15 protein-coding genes, 1 tRNA gene and 1 pseudogene are annotated in these 17,194 nt (G+C 62.7%); 10 read left to right on the forward strand and 7 right to left on the reverse strand.

Annotated features, from left to right (window positions below; all coding sequences use genetic code 11):
• Positions 1-47 precede the first annotated feature (47 nt).
• The 4 genes and pseudogenes from ACVDG8_RS22665 to tkt form a co-directional block, all read right to left on the reverse strand.
• Complete coding sequence (locus ACVDG8_RS22665; protein ID WP_447256702.1) at positions 48-1,244, reverse strand: phosphoglycerate kinase; 1,197 nt, start codon at positions 1,242-1,244, stop codon at positions 48-50.
• Positions 1,245-1,350: 106 nt separating this feature from the next.
• Positions 1,351-3,239 (reverse strand): annotated as a pseudogene (locus tag ACVDG8_RS22670) (potassium/proton antiporter).
• Between the two features lie 155 nt (positions 3,240-3,394).
• Positions 3,395-4,405, reverse strand: coding sequence for a type I glyceraldehyde-3-phosphate dehydrogenase (gap, locus tag ACVDG8_RS22675; RefSeq protein WP_447256704.1), 1,011 nt, complete (start codon positions 4,403-4,405; stop codon positions 3,395-3,397).
• Between the two features lie 293 nt (positions 4,406-4,698).
• Positions 4,699-6,690 carry a transketolase gene (gene tkt / locus ACVDG8_RS22680; RefSeq protein ID WP_447256705.1) on the reverse strand — a complete coding sequence of 664 codons (1,992 nt, stop codon included), beginning with the start codon at positions 6,688-6,690 and terminating at the stop codon, positions 4,699-4,701.
• A 277-nt stretch (positions 6,691-6,967) separates the two neighbouring features.
• Between tkt and ACVDG8_RS22685 the strand changes: the two genes are divergently transcribed.
• The 3 genes from ACVDG8_RS22685 to ACVDG8_RS22695 all read left to right on the forward strand — a co-directional run bounded on the left by ACVDG8_RS22685 (position 6,968) and on the right by ACVDG8_RS22695 (position 8,454).
• Positions 6,968-7,240 (forward strand): DUF4164 domain-containing protein, encoded by a 273-nt coding sequence (locus ACVDG8_RS22685; RefSeq protein WP_140682218.1) that lies wholly within the window; start codon positions 6,968-6,970, stop codon positions 7,238-7,240.
• Between the two features lie 4 nt (positions 7,241-7,244).
• Positions 7,245-7,610, forward strand: coding sequence for a cell division protein ZapA (locus ACVDG8_RS22690; protein ID WP_447256706.1), 366 nt, complete (start codon positions 7,245-7,247; stop codon positions 7,608-7,610).
• 184 nt (positions 7,611-7,794) lie between these two features.
• A complete protein-coding gene (locus ACVDG8_RS22695; protein WP_447256707.1) occupies positions 7,795-8,454 on the forward strand; it encodes a peroxiredoxin in 660 nt (219 codons plus the stop codon).
• Between the two features lie 311 nt (positions 8,455-8,765).
• Here ACVDG8_RS22695 and rpoH read toward each other — a convergent pair whose 3' ends face one another.
• Complete coding sequence (gene rpoH / locus ACVDG8_RS22700) at positions 8,766-9,677, reverse strand: RNA polymerase sigma factor RpoH (RefSeq protein ID WP_371013792.1); 912 nt, start codon at positions 9,675-9,677, stop codon at positions 8,766-8,768.
• A gap of 218 nt (positions 9,678-9,895) precedes the next feature.
• Positions 9,896-10,966 carry an RluA family pseudouridine synthase gene (locus ACVDG8_RS22705; RefSeq protein WP_447256708.1) on the reverse strand — a complete coding sequence of 357 codons (1,071 nt, stop codon included), beginning with the start codon at positions 10,964-10,966 and terminating at the stop codon, positions 9,896-9,898.
• A 26-nt stretch (positions 10,967-10,992) separates the two neighbouring features.
• On the opposite strand from ACVDG8_RS22705, the gene ACVDG8_RS22710 reads away from it, so the two are divergent.
• The 6 genes from ACVDG8_RS22710 (at position 10,993) to ACVDG8_RS22735 (ending at position 15,723) form a co-directional block, all read left to right on the forward strand.
• Complete coding sequence (locus ACVDG8_RS22710) at positions 10,993-11,391, forward strand: fimbrial protein (RefSeq protein ID WP_447256709.1); 399 nt, start codon at positions 10,993-10,995, stop codon at positions 11,389-11,391.
• An 11-nt stretch (positions 11,392-11,402) separates the two neighbouring features.
• Entirely contained in the window at positions 11,403-11,816 is a 414-nt protein-coding gene (locus tag ACVDG8_RS22715; RefSeq protein WP_447257416.1) for a VOC family protein, read from the forward strand.
• A gap of 87 nt (positions 11,817-11,903) precedes the next feature.
• A tRNA-Glu gene (locus ACVDG8_RS22720) sits at positions 11,904-11,978 on the forward strand.
• A 1,686-nt stretch (positions 11,979-13,664) separates the two neighbouring features.
• Positions 13,665-14,246, forward strand: coding sequence for a VOC family protein (locus tag ACVDG8_RS22725; RefSeq protein ID WP_447256711.1), 582 nt, complete (start codon positions 13,665-13,667; stop codon positions 14,244-14,246).
• A gap of 22 nt (positions 14,247-14,268) precedes the next feature.
• Entirely contained in the window at positions 14,269-15,096 is an 828-nt protein-coding gene (locus ACVDG8_RS22730; protein ID WP_447256712.1) for a glutathione S-transferase family protein, read from the forward strand.
• Between the two features lie 306 nt (positions 15,097-15,402).
• Positions 15,403-15,723, forward strand: coding sequence for a hypothetical protein (locus ACVDG8_RS22735; RefSeq protein ID WP_447256713.1), 321 nt, complete (start codon positions 15,403-15,405; stop codon positions 15,721-15,723).
• 19 nt (positions 15,724-15,742) lie between these two features.
• Here the strand turns inward: ACVDG8_RS22735 and ACVDG8_RS22740 are convergent, their stop codons facing one another.
• Positions 15,743-15,964: a hypothetical protein gene (locus ACVDG8_RS22740; protein ID WP_447256714.1), complete on the reverse strand. Its 222-nt coding sequence runs from the start codon at positions 15,962-15,964 to the stop codon at positions 15,743-15,745.
• 292 nt (positions 15,965-16,256) lie between these two features.
• On the opposite strand from ACVDG8_RS22740, the gene ACVDG8_RS22745 reads away from it, so the two are divergent.
• Positions 16,257-17,153, forward strand: coding sequence for a DUF2865 domain-containing protein (locus ACVDG8_RS22745; RefSeq protein WP_447256715.1), 897 nt, complete (start codon positions 16,257-16,259; stop codon positions 17,151-17,153).
• Positions 17,154-17,194 lie beyond the last annotated feature (41 nt).

The raw sequence follows: 17,194 nt of genomic DNA on the forward strand, positions 1-17,194 counted from the left end.
GCGCGAATCGATGGAAAGCCGACCTGGCTTGTCCGTTCTCGCACTCTTTACCGCTTCAGCACCTCGACGCCTGGCAGCGGCTTGCCTTCCATCCATTCGAGGAAGGCGCCACCGGCGGTCGAGACATAGGTGAAGTCGTCGGCCACACCGGCGTGGTTGAGCGCGGCCACCGTGTCGCCGCCGCCGGCGACGGAGACCAGCTTGCCTGCCTTGGTGCGGGCCGCCGCGTGCCTGGCTGCCGCCACCGTCGCGCGGTCGAAGGGCTCGATCTCGAAAGCGCCGAGCGGGCCGTTCCAGACCAATGTCGCGGCACGGTCGATCCAGTCGTTGACGCTCTGCACGGTCTTCTCGCCGACATCGAGGATCATGCCGTCGGCCGGCACGTCGGCAATGGCGACGGTATGGCTGGCCGCACCCGCCTTGAACTCCTTGGCGACGACACCGTCGGTGGGCAGGATGATGGCGCAGCCGGCTTCGGCCGCTTCGATCATGATCTGTTTGGCGGTGCCGGCAAGATCATGCTCGCAGAGCGACTTGCCGACATCGGTGCCGCGCGCGGCAAGGAAGGTGTTGGCCATGCCGCCGCCGATCACCAGCGCATCGACCTTCTTCACCAGGTTCATCAACAGGTCGATCTTGCTCGACACCTTGGCGCCGCCGACGATGGCGACCACCGGCCGGGCCGGGTTGCCGAGACCCTTTTCCAGCGCGTCGAGCTCGGCCTGCATGGTGCGGCCGGCATAGGCCGGCAAGTGACGCGCCAGGCCCTCGGTCGAGGCATGCGCCCGATGCGCCGCGGAAAACGCATCGTTGACATAGATGTCGCCATTGGCGGCGAGCTTTTCGGTGAAGGCCGGCTCGTTCTTTTCCTCGGCCTTGTAGAAGCGGGTGTTCTCCAGAAGCAGGACGTCGCCGTCCTTCATGGCGGAAACGGCATCCTCGGCCGGGTCGCCAACGCAATCGGACGCAAAGCCGACCGGGCGGCCAAGCACGTCGGCCGTGGCCTTGGCGATCGGCTCCAGCGAGAATTCGGCAGACGGGCCATCCTTCGGTCGGCCGAAATGGGCAAGCAGGATCACCTTGGCGCCCTTGCCGGAAAGCTCGGCAATGGTCGGCGCGATGCGTTCGATGCGGGTGGCGTCGGTGACCTTGCCGTCGGCGACCGGAACGTTGAGGTCGACGCGCACCAGGACGCGCTTGCCGCTGACGGCGCCAATATCGTCGAGTGTCTTGAAGCCGGCCATGCGCTGATCCCTTTCCATAGAAAAATCGCGGGGACCATACCCGGCACCGGCAACGATGCAAGACCCGTGCTGTTCGCACGCGCAAAAATGATGCGCGTGTGTTCGCTCAGCCTTCGCCGGCCGGCTTTGGCGCAATCGGCTCCGCTAGCGGATCATCATGCATCTCGGTCTCAGGCCTTGGCGTCTCCGCCGGCTTGCGCCAGTTGCGGATGAGGGCACTGAGCCGGTCGCCGATCTCGCCGGCGCTCAGGAAGACCGGCACGCGGGCCACCGGCGCGGTCGGCTCGAAGGACAGGCCGAGACCAATGATCTTGCCCTTGTCGTCGACGTCGCGCACGATCAGCTCGATCGGGCCGATCATCACGCGATCGGCGTATTCGGCGTGGCCGCCGAGCCGCTCAGTCACCAGCGCGCCGACGCTGAGCTTGCGTTCAGGCTCGGTGAGGCCGGGCGCGTAGGCGGCCTCCAGCTCTTCGGCCGAGCGGGCCGGATCGACGGCGAAGGCGCCGAAGAAGTCGGCGTCCTCGGGATCGACCACGGCGCGGCTGGCGAACAGCTTATCGAGCAGGCGGGGATAGCGGTCGGGCACGAAGATGTAGACCTGGTCGCCGGCGGCGAGCCGACCCATGTCCTGGAAGCGCATCGAGCGGCCGTCGCGCAGCACTAGCGAAGGCCTTGCCCAGCGCGGGATACGCTCGCCGCGCGCCACCGGGCTGCCTGGCGCGACACGATAGGCAAGCAGCTCGTGATGGGCAGAGCCGGGCAATTCAAGCTCGACCTTGTCGAGCGGTCCGAGGCGGGCCGGAACGATGAGGCCAAGACGGCGCGCCAGCGGGCCGACCGTCCAGCCCTGCACCACCAGCGACACCAGCACGATGATGAAGGCGACGTTGAAGATCAGGCGGCCATGTTCGAGGCCGCCGAGCAGCGGCGTGATGGCCAGCAGGATCGAGACCGCGCCGCGCAAGCCGACCCATGAGATAAAGGCTATCTCCGGGCGTGGCAGGCGGAACGGGATCAGGCAGAGCCAGACGGCGAGCGGCCGCGCCACGAAGATCAGGAACAGGCCAAGCAGGATCGCCGGCACCAGGATCACCGGAAACTGCGACGGCGTGGCGAACAGGCCAAGGATCAGGAACATGATGATCTGCGCCAGCCAGGACATGCCGTCTTGGAAGCGTTTCAGGATGGTGACGGCGCGTATGTCGGAATTGCCGGCAACGAGGCCGGCCAGATAGACGGCGAGGAAGCCCGAGCCGCCGATCGCGCCGGCTGCCGCGAACACCATCAGCGACAAAGTCAGCACGAAAATGGGCAGCAGGCCGTGATCGAGGTTGAGCCGCTCGACCAGGCGCACGATGGCGAGGCCACCGAGCACGCCGACGACGGCGCCGAGCCCCATATTGGCGAGGAAGCCAAGCAAAGGCTGGTGGCCAGCACATTGGCCTCGGGATTGGCGTGTGCTGCGATGATCTCGACCAGAGTGATGGTCAGGAAGATGGCGATCGGGTCATTGGTGCCGGATTCAACCTCCAGGGTGGCGCGCACGCGCTCGCGCAGATTGATCTCGCCGGCGCGCAACAGGAAAAACACCGCCGCCGCGTCGGTCGAGGCGACGGCGGCGCCAAGCAACGAGGATTCCAGCCAGCTGAGATTGAGCAGGCAATAGGCGGCGACGCCGAATACGGCGGTGGTCAGGATGACGCCGAAAGTCGCCAGCGACAGCGCCGGCCCGGCTGCCTGGCGGAGCGCGTTGAGCGGCGTGCCGAAACCGGAATCGAACAGGATGACGGCCAGCGCCAGTGAGCCGGCAAAATAAGCCAGCCGCGCATTGTCGAACTCGATGCCGAGGCCATCGACGCCAGTGGCAAGGCCGATGCACAGAAACAGGAGCAAAAGGGGAGCGCCGAAGCGGAAGGCGATCAGGCTCGAAAACGCGGCGGCGACAATGAGCGCCGTGCCGACCAGCGTCACGAGATAGATCGCATGCTCCATCCGCTATTGCCCCTCCAATCCGTCCATCTGCGCTTTACCGAAGAGTGGGGCGAAGACATGACCAGTACAAGGCAAGTGGGTGGTTTTTGGCCAAAGCCGGCCAATAAAAAACGCCCGGCGGAAGCCGGGCGTTTCGAACTGCTGAGTATGCCCGATCAGGCGATGGTCTTGCCGAAGGCAACGGCGGTGTCGCCCATGCGGTTGGAGAAGCCCCACTCATTGTCGTACCAGGACAGGACCGAGACGAAGTTGCCGTCCATGACCTTGGTCTGGTCGAGCGCCACGATCGAGGAATGCGGATCGTGGTTGAAGTCGATCGAGACATTCGGGTGATGGGTAACCGAGAGCACGCCCTTGAGCTTGCCGTTCGAAGCGGCGATCAGCGCTTCGTTGATTTCCTGGACCGTGGTCGAGCGCTTGGCGATGAACTTCAGGTCGACGACCGAGACGTTCGGCGTCGGCACGCGGATCGAGATGCCGTCGAGCTTGCCCTTGAGGTCGGGCAGCACCAGGCCGATCGCCTTGGCAGCGCCGGTCGAGGTCGGGATCTGCGACAGCGCGGCGGCGCGGGCGCGGTAGAGGTCCTTGTGCATGGTGTCCAGCGTCGGCTGGTCACCGGTGTAGGAATGGATCGTCGTCATCATGCCTTTTTCGATGCCGACGGTCTCGTGCAGCACCGCCGCCAGCGGCGCCAGGCAGTTGGTGGTGCAGGACGCATTCGAGATGACGATATGGTCCTTGGTCAGCTTGTCGTGGTTGATGCCGTAGACGACGGTGAGGTCGGCGCCTTCGGCTGGCGCCGAGACGATGACGCGCTTGGCGCCGGCGGTCAGGTGCGCGGCGGCCTTGTCGCGGGCGGTGAAGATGCCGGTGCATTCGAGCGCGATGTCGACGCCGAGCTCCTTCCATGGCAATTGGGCCGGATCCTTGATCGCGGTGACCTTGAACTTTTCCTTGCCGACGGTGATCTGGTCGCCGTCGACGCTCACTTCATGCGGGAAGCGACCATGCACGCTGTCGTAGCGCAGCAGGTGGGCGTTGGTCTCGACCGGGCCGAGATCGTTGACGGCGACGACATCGATGTCCCTGCGGCCGGATTCATGGATGGCGCGCAGGATGTTGCGGCCGATACGGCCAAATCCGTTGATGGCAACTCTGACGGTCATTGTTCTCTCCTGGGAGCTGGAAGGCGATGGGGCTCGCAGCTTAATAGCGGCGGATGGCGCAAGAATCCAGCCGCAGAAGGCCGAATTTAAATCGATTAGGTTGGTCCAGCAGAGCGGAACCGCGTGAGCGGTTCCGCAACGCCGTCTTATTTTAGAGCGGTGCAGCAGAGCGGAACCGCGTGAGCGGTTCCGCAACGCCGTCTTATTTTAGGGCGGTGCAGCAGAGCGGAACCGCGTACGCGGTTCCGCAAAGCCGTCTTGTTCAGGCATGTCGCCAAGCGACATGCCCAGGCCTACTTGGCGTGCAATCGGGCTTCCACGGCCTTGGCTGTCGCATCGGCGGTGATGCCGAAATGCGGGTAGAGCTGCTCGATCGTGCCGGAGGCGCCGAAGCCGTGCATGCCGATGAAGATGCCGTCGGTGCCGATCAGATGGTCCCAGCCCTGGCGGATGCCGGCCTCGATGGCGACCTTGATCTTGGCGTTGCCGATCGTCTTCTTGCGGTAATCCTCGCTCTGCTGGTCGAACAGCTCGAAGCAGGGCACCGAGACGACGCGGGTCGGGTGACCATGCTTTTCGATCAGCTCGCGCGCGGCGAGCGCGATCTCGACCTCGGAGCCGGTGGCGAAGATGGTCACCGCCGCCTCGCCATTTGCCGCGGCCAGCTCATAGGCGCCCTGGCTGCTCAGGTTCTTGGCCGAATGCTCGGTGCGCACCGTCGGCAGGTTCTGGCGTGTCAGCGCCAGGGTCGACGGGGTCTTTTCGGATTCAAGCGCGATCTGCCAGCATTCGGCCGTCTCGACCGCATCGGCCGGACGGAAGACATTGTGGTTGGGGATGGCGCGCAGCGCGGCAAGTTGCTCGACCGGCTGGTGGGTTGGGCCGTCTTCGCCCAGACCGATCGAGTCATGCGTCATGACGAAGATCGACCGGATGCCCATCAGCGAGGCAAGGCGCATCGACGGGCGGGCATAGTCCGAGAAGCACAGGAAGGTGCCGCCATAGGCGATCAGGCCGCCATGCAGCGTCAAACCGTTGATGGCGGCGGCCATGCCATGCTCGCGGATGCCGTAATGGACATAGCGCTGGCCATAATCGTCCGGCGTGATGTTCTTGGTCTGGCTGGTCTTGGTGTTGTTGGAGCCCGTGAGATCGGCCGAGCCGCCGATGGTTTCCGGCACGGCGCCGTTGATGACTTCCAACGCCATTTCCGACGACTTGCGCGTGGCGACCTTCGGCTTGTCGGCGGAGAGCTTCTTCTTGTAGTCGGCGATGACGGCGTCGAAATTGGATGGCAGCTTGCCGGCGAGGCGACGCTCGAACTCGGCCTTCAGCTTCGGCTCGGCCTTGGCGAGACGGCCTTCCCAGTCGGTGCGGGCCTTCACGCCGCCCATACCGATGGCGCGCCAGGCGTCAAGAATGTCGGCCGGAATTTCGAACGGCGCGGAGTCCCAGTTGAAGAACTTGCGCGCGCCGGCGATTTCGTCGGCGCCGAGCGGCGAGCCATGCGCCTTGTTGGTGCCGGCCTTGGTCGGCGCGCCAAAACCGATCGTGGTCTTGCAGGCAATCATCGTCGGCTTGTCGGAATGGCGGGCTGCCTCGATGGCATAGGCGATCGCCTCCGGATCGGTGCCGTCGATGTGGCCGGCGTTCCAGCCGGAGGCCTGGAAGCGTGCGACCTGGTCGGTGTTGTCGGCGAGCGAAACCGGACCGTCGATCGAGATGTTGTTGTTGTCCCAGAAGACGATCAGCTTGTTGAGCTTGAGATGGCCGGCAAGCGCGATGGCTTCCTGGGAGACGCCTTCCATCAGGCAGCCGTCGCCGGCCAGCACATAGGTGTAATGGTTGACGAGGTCATTGCCGAAGGCGGCGTTCATGATGCGCTCGCCGAGCGCGAAGCCGACCGAATTGGCAAGACCCTGGCCGAGCGGACCGGTGGTGGTCTCGATGCCGGCGGCATGGCCGTATTCGGGATGGCCCGCCGTCTTCGAGCCGAGCTGGCGGAAATTCTTGATCTGGTCGATCGTCATGTCCTCATAGCCGGTCAGGTAGAGGAGCGAATAGAGCAGCATCGAGCCGTGGCCGGCCGACAGGATGAAACGGTCGCGGTCGGGCCAGTGCGGGGCCTTGGCGTCGAATTTCAGGAACTGGCTGAACAGCACCGTGGCGATGTCGGCGCAGCCCATCGGCAGGCCGGGATGGCCGGAGTTCGCCTTCTCGACGGCATCCATGGCGAGAAAACGGATCGCATTGGCCATCCGGTCATGTTGTTCGCGCGAGCTCATGTTTCCTCCGGGAAAATCGGGTTGAGGGCCTTGGGAAAACCCTAGGGAAGGGCTGCGCGACACATAGCAGGCACGGGTTTTTAGTCAACAAATCGGGGCGGCTTTTGCCGGGCTTGTGATGGCGTGTTTTTATCTGTCGGGCGCTTTACATTAGCGATAGCGGGGGACAGCCGCGAGAGCTTTGTTGACGCGCGCTTCACCCGGTGCCTAATCTTTCCAGGATAACGCGTTCTGAACGCGAGCGATTCGGTGATGGGCAGGGCATAGGACGAAGGCCATGACCGGGGAAACGACCCTCAGGGAAGTCATTGCCAGGCTGGGCAAGGCCATGGAAGGCCTGGAAAACGCCGTGGCGGCGAAGCTCGAACACGAGCGCGACTATTCGGAAGCCGAGGCCGAGGTGCAGCGCATGAATGCTGACCGCTCGCGGCTGGCGCAGGAGCTCGACAATTCCGAAGCGCGCGCCGAGCGACTGGAAGACGCCAACAAGGAAGTCTCGCGCCGGCTGGTGACCGCCATGGAAACCATCCGGGCGGTGTTGGACAGGTAAGCCAATGGCACAGGTCACGGTCTCCATCGACGGCAAGCAGTACCGCATGGCCTGCGACGAAGGCCAGGAAGAGCATCTGATCGACCTCGCCGAGCGCTTCGATCGCTATGTTTCGCATCTGAAGGATTCCTTCGGCGAGATCGGCGACCAGCGGCTGACGGTGATGGCCGGCATCATGGTGATGGACGAGCTCTCCGAACTCACCAAGCGCGTCAAGGGCATGGAGAGCGAGGTGCTGACGCTGCGCAAGACGCGCGACGAGGCGTTGACCAAGGCCGACAAGAGCGACAACGTGCTGACCACGGCGCTCGACGCGCTGGCGCAGCGCATGGAAGACCTCGCGGTGACGCTGGCGATAAAGAAAGCCTGACCGGCTTTCGTTTCGCTATAAGCGGAAAATCCCGTTCCGAATTGCTGGCAATCGCGGAAAAATTTCGCCCCGCGCCGGTCATGACCGTCATCCCGAGCGTTTTATCGATGCCTTGATGGTGCTAGGCTCCGTGGCCGGTCAGCCGTATGGCGGCTGGAATTTTCAAAAAGGGTAGGGACAGGTCATGAGTCTTCGTATCAACGATGTCGCGCCGGATTTCACGGCAGAGACCACGCAAGGCACGATCAACTTCCACGATTGGATCGGCGACGGCTGGGCGGTGCTGTTCAGCCATCCGAAGAATTTCACACCGGTCTGCACTACCGAGCTCGGCACCATGGCCGGCCTCGAGGGCGAGTTCAAAAAGCGCAACGTGAAGATCGTCGGCATTTCGGTCGATCCGGTGGCGAGCCATGACAAGTGGCAGGCCGACATCAAGACCGCCACTGGCCACACGGTGAACTATCCGCTGATCGGCGACAAAGACCTCAAGGTCGCCAAGCTCTATGAAATGCTGCCGGCTGGTGCCGGCGAAAGCTCCGAGGGCCGCACGCCGGCCGACAACGCCACGGTGCGCTCGGTTTATGTCATCGGCCCGGACAAGAAAATCAAGCTGGTGCTGACCTATCCGATGACCACCGGTCGCAACTTCGACGAGATCCTGCGCGTCATCGATTCCATCCAATTGACCGCCAAGCACCAGGTGGCGACGCCGGCCAATTGGAAGCAGGGCGAAGACGTCATCATCACCGCCGCCGTCTCCAACGAGGACGCGATCAAGCGTTTCGGCGCCTATGAGACGGTGTTGCCGTATCTGCGCAAGACCAAGCAGCCTTCGGCGTAAGGCTTTCCTTCTCCCCGTTCACGGGGAGAAGGTGCCCGAAGGGCGGATGAGGGGCGGCGCGGTGTTCGAAGATGAGTGCACCGCTCCTCAGGATGCGACTGCTGGCTCTCGAAACGACAATTTTGCACCCTCAGCGCTGCCCCTCATTGTCCTGCCCGTCCTTCGCAGCAGCTGCGCTGCAGCTACGGAGGGTGGACCGGACATTTCTCCCCGTATAGTGACGGGGAGAAAGGGCTGGTTCGGCCGTTTTCGGCAAACAAAAACGGCGGCGCCAGATGCTGGCGCCGCCGTTTTGCGTAGTGCCTTGAAGCTTAAGCCGCAGGCTGCGCGTCGATGGTGCGCAGCGCCTGGTTCTGGCGCCTGGCCGCGGCCTTGACCGCGTCCTGCACCTTCTCGAAGGCGCGCACCTCGATCTGCCGCACGCGCTCGCGGCTGATGTCGAACTCGGCCGACAGCTCTTCCAGCGTCAGCGGCTCTTCGGCCAGACGACGCGCCTCGAAGATGCGCCGCTCGCGATCGTTGAGCACCGACAGAGCGCCCGACAGCATGCCGCGCCGGTTCTCCAGCTCGTCCTGCTCGATGAGCATGTCTTCCTGGCTTTCGTGGTCGTCGACCAGCCAGTCCTGCCATTCGCCGGACTCACCCTCGCTCGCCCGGATCGGGGCGTTAAGCGAAGCGTCGCCCGACAGGCGGCGGTTCATCGACACCACTTCGGCCTCGGATACATTCAGGCGGGTGGCGATCTCGGCGATCTGGTCGGGCTTGAGGTCGCCGTCATCCAAAGCCTGGATCTTGCCCTTCACCTTGCGCAGGTTGAAGAACAGCCGCTTCTGGTTGGCGGTGGTGCCCATCTTGACCAGGCTCCACGAGCGCAAGATGTACTCCTGGATCGAGGCCTTGATCCACCACATGGCGTAGGTAGCGAGGCGGAAGCCACGCTCGGGTTCGAATTTCTTGACGGCCTGCATGAGGCCGACATTGCCTTCCGAGATCACTTCGCCGATCGGCAGGCCGTAGCCGCGATAGCCCATGGCGATCTTGGCGACGAGCCGAAGGTGGCTGGTGACGAGCTTATGCGCAGCGGTGGTGTCTTCATGCTCGGCATAACGCTTGGCGAGCATGTACTCTTCCTGCGGCTGAAGCATCGGAAAGCGACGGATTTCTTCCAGGTAACGGCTGAGACCGCCTTCACCGGAAACGATACTGGGTAATGATTGGGCCATGATAGCGCCCCCTCTCTATTGGAGTGATGCATGCCCCCTGAACGCGGCGGGCATGTGTCCCGGATGCCAAAGGCTCATCCGCGGCAACCTGTGTATATAGGAACAAAACCAGAAAAGACAGGGAATTGTTCAACACCAAACAGTGTGTCACTCGTAAGTGAACAACGCCAGTCAGGTTTTTTGAAGGCTGGTTTGAAGCGTCTTGATGGCAGGTCTTTTCAGAGCTGGCGGAAGCCGCCGACGAGTTCCTCCATCTCCCTTGGTATAGGCGCCTCGAACCTCATCGTTATATGGGTGGTCGGATGCCGGAATTCAAGGAGCCAGGCATGCAGGGCCTGCCTGGGAAATGCATTGACCCGGCTTTTCAAGGGTTCCGGCAGCCGGTTGGCCTTGGTGCGGAAGGCCAGGCCATAGTCCGGGTCGCCGACGACAGGATGGCCGATATGGGTCATGTGGACGCGGATCTGGTGGGTGCGTCCGGTTTCCAGCCGGCACTCGACAAGGCTGGCGGTGGCGAATTCCCTCTGAGCCTCGCCGAAGCGTTCGATGACCGTGAAATGCGTGATGGCATGGCGGGCATCGTCTCGCCCCTCGGGAACGACGGCGCGGCGCACACGGTCGGCGGCGCGGCCAAGCGACGTTTCGATCGTGCCGGTCGGCCGGGTGGGAATACCCCAGACCAGCGCCAGATAGGCGCGCTTCAGGTCACCGGTGCGGCCGTGGTCGGCGAAGGCTTCAGACAGCGCCTTGTGGGCGCGGTCGGTCTTGGCCACCACCATGACGCCGCTGGTTTCCTTATCGAGCCGATGCACGATGCCGGGACGCCTGACGCCGCCGATGCCGGAAAGGCTGGCACCGCAATGATGGATCAGCGCGTTGACCAGCGTGCCGGTCCAGTTGCCGGCGCCGGGATGCACGACCAGTCCGGCCGGCTTGTTGATAACGATCAGCTCGTCGTCCTCGAACAGGATGTCGAGCGGGATGTTCTCGCCTCGCGGTTCGGCCGGCTCCGGCGCGGGAACGACGACCGAAACACGCTCGCCGGCCGCCAGCTTGCGCTTGGCTTCCAGCACCGCCTTGCCGGCGATGGAGACGGCGCCCTGCTTGATCAGCGCCTGCACGCGGCTGCGCGAGAGCTCCGGCCCAAGCTTGGCGGCCAACCATTGGTCGAGGCGTTGGCCGGCGGCGTCCGGGCCGGTTTCCAGCACGGCGGCCTCGCCGGCAGCCGATTCCTCGTCCGCCAATTCGTCCTCTATCAATATCGGGGTCTCTTCGTTATGAGCGCTCATCGAAACTCGTTGCGGATTGTTTAGCCATGGCCCGGCCCGTCGCCGAAGAAGACTCAGCTGTTGACGGCGGCGAAAAGCCGCTCGACCCAGCGGCCGAAAATGTACGCAGGAAGCTCGTCCGCTTCATGATCGTCAATCTCGGCCTTCTGTTTCTCGCCCTTATGGTGGTGATCGGCGCGCTTGTCTACAAAGCCCGCAACGCGCCGGTCGCCAGTGTGGCGCCTGCCGGCGAGGTCCAGGCTCCTGCCGGCGCGGCGCTTTCCGGCGACATCGTGCTGCCGGTCGGCGCCAAGGTGGTCAGCCAATCGCTCTCCGGCAACCGCCTGTCGATCGACGCCGAGCTTGCCGACGGAAGCCGTTCGATCTTCCTTTACGACATCGCTGAACGCCGTCTGATCGGCCAGTTCGCGATACGCAACAAATGAGCCCGCAACAAATGAGCGACTTTGCCGGGCACCGCAGCGTTGCCACCGTCGCGCTCGTTGTCGGCAATTATGACGAGGCGATTGCCTGGTATGTGAAACGTCTCGGCTTTGTCTTGACCGACGATTTCGATCTCGGCGGCGGCAAGCGCTGGGTGACGGTCACGCCGGCGGGAGGGCAAGGTGCGCGGCTGTTGCTCGCCGAGGCATCCGACGAGGCGCAGGTGAGCCGCATCGGCAACCAGACCGGCGGCCGCGTTTTCCTCTTCCTCGAAACCGACGATTTTGCCCGCGACCATCATGCCATGCTCGCGAACGGCATCGAATTTCGCGAGGCGCCGCGCCACGAACCTTACGGCACGGTGGCGGTGTTCGCCGATCTCTACGGCAACCTCTGGGATCTGATCGAGCCGAAACGACAAGGCTGATCAACAGCCGTTCGGCAAAGTGGCTGGAGCACCCGAAACCCCAGTTGCTTTTTGCCGGCCGCCAGCCTATGTAGCCGGTTCTTGAGCGCGCCCATCGTCTAGCGGTCAGGACACCGCCCTCTCACGGCGGGAACAGGGGTTCGATTCCCCTTGGGCGTACCAATAATTTCAACGATTTAGCAGTCAGCATCGAAAAACCGGCAAATAAGCTGCCGGTAGGCGGCTATTCCGCATTGTACCGTGCGGCGGTGGGCAAAAGGACCAATCCTCGCCGTGCACGGGGTCGACGTCGCATGAAATCGCTACGGATCATTCGCGATCCTCGGAATAGAGGGTGGTTCGAAAGCGTTTGTGGTTAGCTAGCCGGGTGCTCCCAAAGACCCGAGCGCCCTTCCTGAAACCCAATGCTTTAGGAGGAACACCATGAAACATCTCCTCACGCCAATAATGGCCGGCTTATTCATAGCGTCCACTGGCATGGCCTTGGCCGCTAACGTACACACCGTTACAGGCACGACAGGTCAGCCAAGCCAAACGATTGGCACCCCTCAGACCGGAAGTGTCACGCCAGGCCACGCTAGCACTGCCCCGGGTTCAGCTTTCAACCCGGATGGGAACGCGGGAACACATTACGCAGGCACCCAGCCGCAGAACTCCAAGAATCCGAAGAGCGTATCCCAGTACGACGTTGCCGGCTTCCAGCAGTCCCATAAGTGATGGAATAGCGCTAGAGCGTTTTCACCGTTTCACGGAAACGGCGAACCGCTCTATCTCTTTGTTTTGACGCAATTCCGGACGGAGGGTTACGGCGAAGTCGCCGAACTTAACCGCTCACACTTTTCCTGGAATTGCTAGGTGCGGCTATGGTCTGGGGCGGGGGCGCTGGTCTGCCCGCCAGGGACAATCGTTCCGGCGCCTCCTCAAAGGCGCTGGCCCTGGCGAGAGATCGGCCACAAGGTCAGGATCGAAGAAATCACGCCGAAGCCGAAGCGGCTCGTGTCCAGGCTATTCATGCCAGATGACTTGCCGAAGGCGCGCCAGTGATAGGTTGGCCAGGAGAATATCGACGGCCGCGGAAGCTTGTCGCTTTCGGGACGCATGAGCGGCACGACTGCGCCCCTGACAGTTCGTCCTGCGCATCGATAATGGCCGATAAAATAATGCGTCTCGTCGATTCCCCTTGGGCGCACCAAGTAGCGACGACAATTTTCAGGCAAGCCGCCGTGTGGATCGCGTTGATTGCGAGGGTCGGCGGCGTCAGCGAAAATCTTGCAAATCCGTGCACCCGATACACCCAATTTAAGTCAGGCCTCGACGCTTGAAAGCGTAGCGATCTCTGTTACTTGCGGTGCGGGGATAGCATCTTCCGCAACGCGGATTTGGGTCGGGTAAAGTAATGACCTCGGTGAAAATGACGTGTCCGCACTGCTACGGCAGCGGGAAGGTTTTCGATTGCTCCAGATGGTGTGCGTCAAAAGGCCATTGCTGCCCGCAAGGAACGCATCGAGCCGGCTGCCCGGGGCAGACGATGGCATGCGCCGAATGCGCGGGCCTGGGCACGTTGGCGGACGCCGAACTTAGAGCTGTTGCGTAGCAGAGACCTGCGGCCTTAGACGCTGCCGACCTTTCACAGCCTTGTACCGGCGTCGCTTCTGGCGCGTCGCCGCCAATTGCATTAGCATCGTGGTACGAAGGCCTTCCAAAGGGCTCGTTACAGCGCTGAGAACGCTGGGGAACAGATTGGGAAAAGCCGGCAGGCACATCTGCCGCGCGCATGACGCGGCGATGGTGTGACGTGGCAGGATCCAGTTCGCCCCGGAAGGCGAGGGGTCGGCGAGGAGGAGATCGGTGCAAAAACTGCAGTCGCAGGGCGTCCATCACATCACGCTGGTCGGCGCCGGGCGCCAGACCTCCATCGATTTCTGGGAAGGCGTGCTCGGCATGCCGTTCATCTTCGAGCAGCCCAACCTCGACAAGGCGAGCGAAAGCCATCTCTATTTCGACCCGGGTGACGGCCGGCTGATCACCGTCTTCACCGATGAGAGCCGCGACGCGGTCAAGCGGCGGACGCCGACCGATACGGGTTGCGTGCATCACATCGCATTCTCGGTGTCGCGAGTGACCTTCCTGCAGGCCGTCGCGCGGCTCGACGAGCGCGGCATCAAGCATAGCGGCGTCAAGGATCGCGGCTTCATGGACTCGATCTATTTCGAGGACCCGCTCGGGCTGCTGATCGAGCTCGCTTCGTATCGTTTCGAGCCGCCAACTGGATTTACCCATGCCGATGTCTTGATGGCGGCCCACAAGATCCGCGTCGCGCGCGGCGACTACAACATCGCCGAGGCGCACCTTGCCGACGCGATACAGGCGCTTGTCGAGAGTTCGCGCGCGACCTTATCGGACGACCGGGCGCCGAAGAATCCATACTGACGGCCACAAAAGGAGGACGACAATGGCAAAGACAGTGAAGAGCGCAAAGAAACCCGCGGCCAAGGCAATGCCGAAAGCTGCCGCAAAGCCAGCAGCGAAAGCTGCGGCAAAGCCTGCGGCCAAAAAGCTGGCGCCGAAGGCCAAGGCCACGAAAAAGCCGGCGCTGAAGCTCAGCATGCTGAAGCCGAGCGTCAACAACATGACCGTTCGTGTGTTTGCCCGCGCGGCCGGCTTCGACGCCGCCGAGACCGACGCCTGGGGCCACACGCGCTCGCCCGAATATATGGCGCGCAACCCGGCGCATCTGACGCCGATGATCGAAGACAAGGGGCTGCCGCGCGGCGTGCTGTGGGAAAGTTGCGCCATCATGCAGTATCTCGCCAACAAGCACGGGCTGGAAAAATTCTATCCGAAGGCGCCGGCCAAGCGGGCGATGGTCGACAGCGCCATGTTCTACCTGATCGGCACGCTCTATCCCTATGTCGCTCGAGCCACCTATCCGGCGCTCGGTTTCCCGCACTATGCCGGCGAGGTCGGCCACAGCGACGCCCACCCGGACAAGAAGTCCGAAGCTCAGAAGGCAGCCATGGCGGCGATCGCCGAACCGCTGGAGGTGTTCCACTCCTTCTTCAGGGATGGCAAACCGTTCATCGGCGGCAAGCACCCGTCGATCGCCGACATACGCCTGGCGTCGACACTCGAATTCCTGGCCGTCATCGACTACGCGCTGCCCAAATGGGCGAAGGAGTATGTGGCGGCGATCGAGAAGAAACTCGGCAAGGCCTATGCGGAGCCGGCCGGCGATGTGCGCGGCTACATTGCGTATGTGAGGTCGCAAGCCAAAGCCTGAGAAGCCGCCGTTAGGGTTTCGTTTACCCAATCCCTGTCTACTGGTTCCAGTCCTCGCGGCGACCACGGATGTACTGGCGCCAAAGCGAGACAAGGGAAAGGTCGGCTCAGCGCCGGCCTTTTGCTTTTCTGAGCCATCGCGCGGCAATCACGACAGTATGAATTTCGCCGTCGCCGAACCGACTGAAATCCTATTGTCATACGCGTCGGCGGTCCTACCATTACTTCTGGTCGACGGGAGAAAAGCGACGAGGACGCGATGACGAAAGCAGTGAGATTTCCAGTGATCGCAGCAGTCTTGCTAACGATGTCCTTTCCTGCCGGAGCGGCAACGCTCAACACCATGAACGAGGTCGGCGCTGCCTTGCTGACCTGTTGGACGCCGCCGGCCAATTCCGACAATTCCTCGGTGACGCTGAGCTTCAGCTTCAAGCGCGACGGGACGCTGATCGGGCCGCCGAAAGCTACCGCTATTCATGTCAATGGCGATGACAAGGCGCGCAAGGCCTATGTCGATGCGGCCACCAAGGCTTTAAACGACTGCCTGCCGGTCAGCTTTTCGCCGTCCCTGGCGAAGGGCGTTGCGGGCACCGTCTTTACCTTGCAGTTCAATTCGCCGAAGAAATAACGAACGGTCGAGGCCTCGCTCACGTCAAGGCGCGGCCGCGCCGTGCGCTGAGATGCTTTTCCAATTCCGGCATCTCGAACACGTAGTCGTTCCAGGCCGATTCCGGAATCTGCCCGGCCAGATAGCATTCAAGCAGCAGGTTCTGTTCGGGCGTCAAATGCCTTGGCGCCCACTCCAGGTCCAGCCCAAGCGAATGGATCAGGTTCCTGGTCAGGCCAGAGACGGTGAAGTGAATGGACATCTTCAGTCTCTCTGCGCTGTGCTGATTACACCAGCGCTAACAACGCTCGATGCGACCAAAGGTTTCATCAGCAATTCGTGATCGAGCCTGCGCTTCGGGGCCACGCAATCACGAAAGTGGTTTTTCACCTACTGTCTCAATCTTGAAATGAAAGGGTAATATTCGCTTTATCGGATTAGGTGTAGCACCCCAGATATACAGGGAATTTTTCGGCTAATCTTTTTGTTCATTAGAACAAAATCAATTAGCCGGCGGCTGAGTCCGACGAGGCTATGACAAGGAGGTGGCGCTCGTGACAAGTTCGCGGCTTCTCATGGTTCTGCTCCTGGCGGTTGCGGCGATGCCGGCCCTGGCAAAGAGTTCCTATGCCGATCCCTGCACGGCGCTGAGAAGCCAGATGCTGTCGGCAGGTCGTGGCGGGGCGAGCCCCGAGCTTGCACAGCTGCGGCGCCAGCTTGCCGCGATCCGGGGCATCGAAAGGCAGCGTCACTGCACCGCCGCCAGCGCTGTCGGCGGCTTCTTCAACGCCTGCGCCGATCTGGCCAGAAACCGGACAGAGGTTGAGCGCCGGATCGCCGGCTCAGGCAATTCGAGTGGCGATCTCCAGGCGCGGTATGTCTCCCTCGGCTGTCAGTCGGCGCCCAGGCAGCAGCCGGCGGCAAAGCGGCCGATGCTGGACAGCAATGCGATGCTGTTTTGCGTGCGCCTTTCGGATGGCTATTTCTTTCCCGCGCCGAACTCGCAGTTCGCGCAGGGCGGCGATCCCAAGGATACTGTCGATCGTTGCCGTTACATCTGTGACGATCCGGGCGTCGATCTCTACACGCTGAGCGATCCGAGCCTGGAGACCGACCAGATGGTCGCGGTCGAGACGCGCAAGCCTTACGCCGACCTCCCAACGGCCTTTCGCTATCGCGACGACGCCGAATTCAAAGCCTGTGATCTCAAGCGCTACTCCCAGCGCGTGGCGGAGCTGAGAGCCCGCACGGTGACGCCGGCCAACATGGAAAACGCCGTCATCCCCTTGCCGGCGGCAAGGCCCGACCTTGGCATAGTCTCCTACATTCCCGGCGCCGAAACCGCCGGGATGCATACGGTCACCGCTGCCTCCGGGGGGCAGGCGTCAGCCGGTCCGGCCGCCGCACGGACCATGCGTGTCGTCGGTCCCGCTTTCTTCCCGGGCGATTGATACCCAATTCCTGGCGAAAAACAGCGTCAGATCCGACCTGG

The sequence above is a fragment of the Mesorhizobium sp. ORM8.1 genome (genome assembly GCF_053005525.2).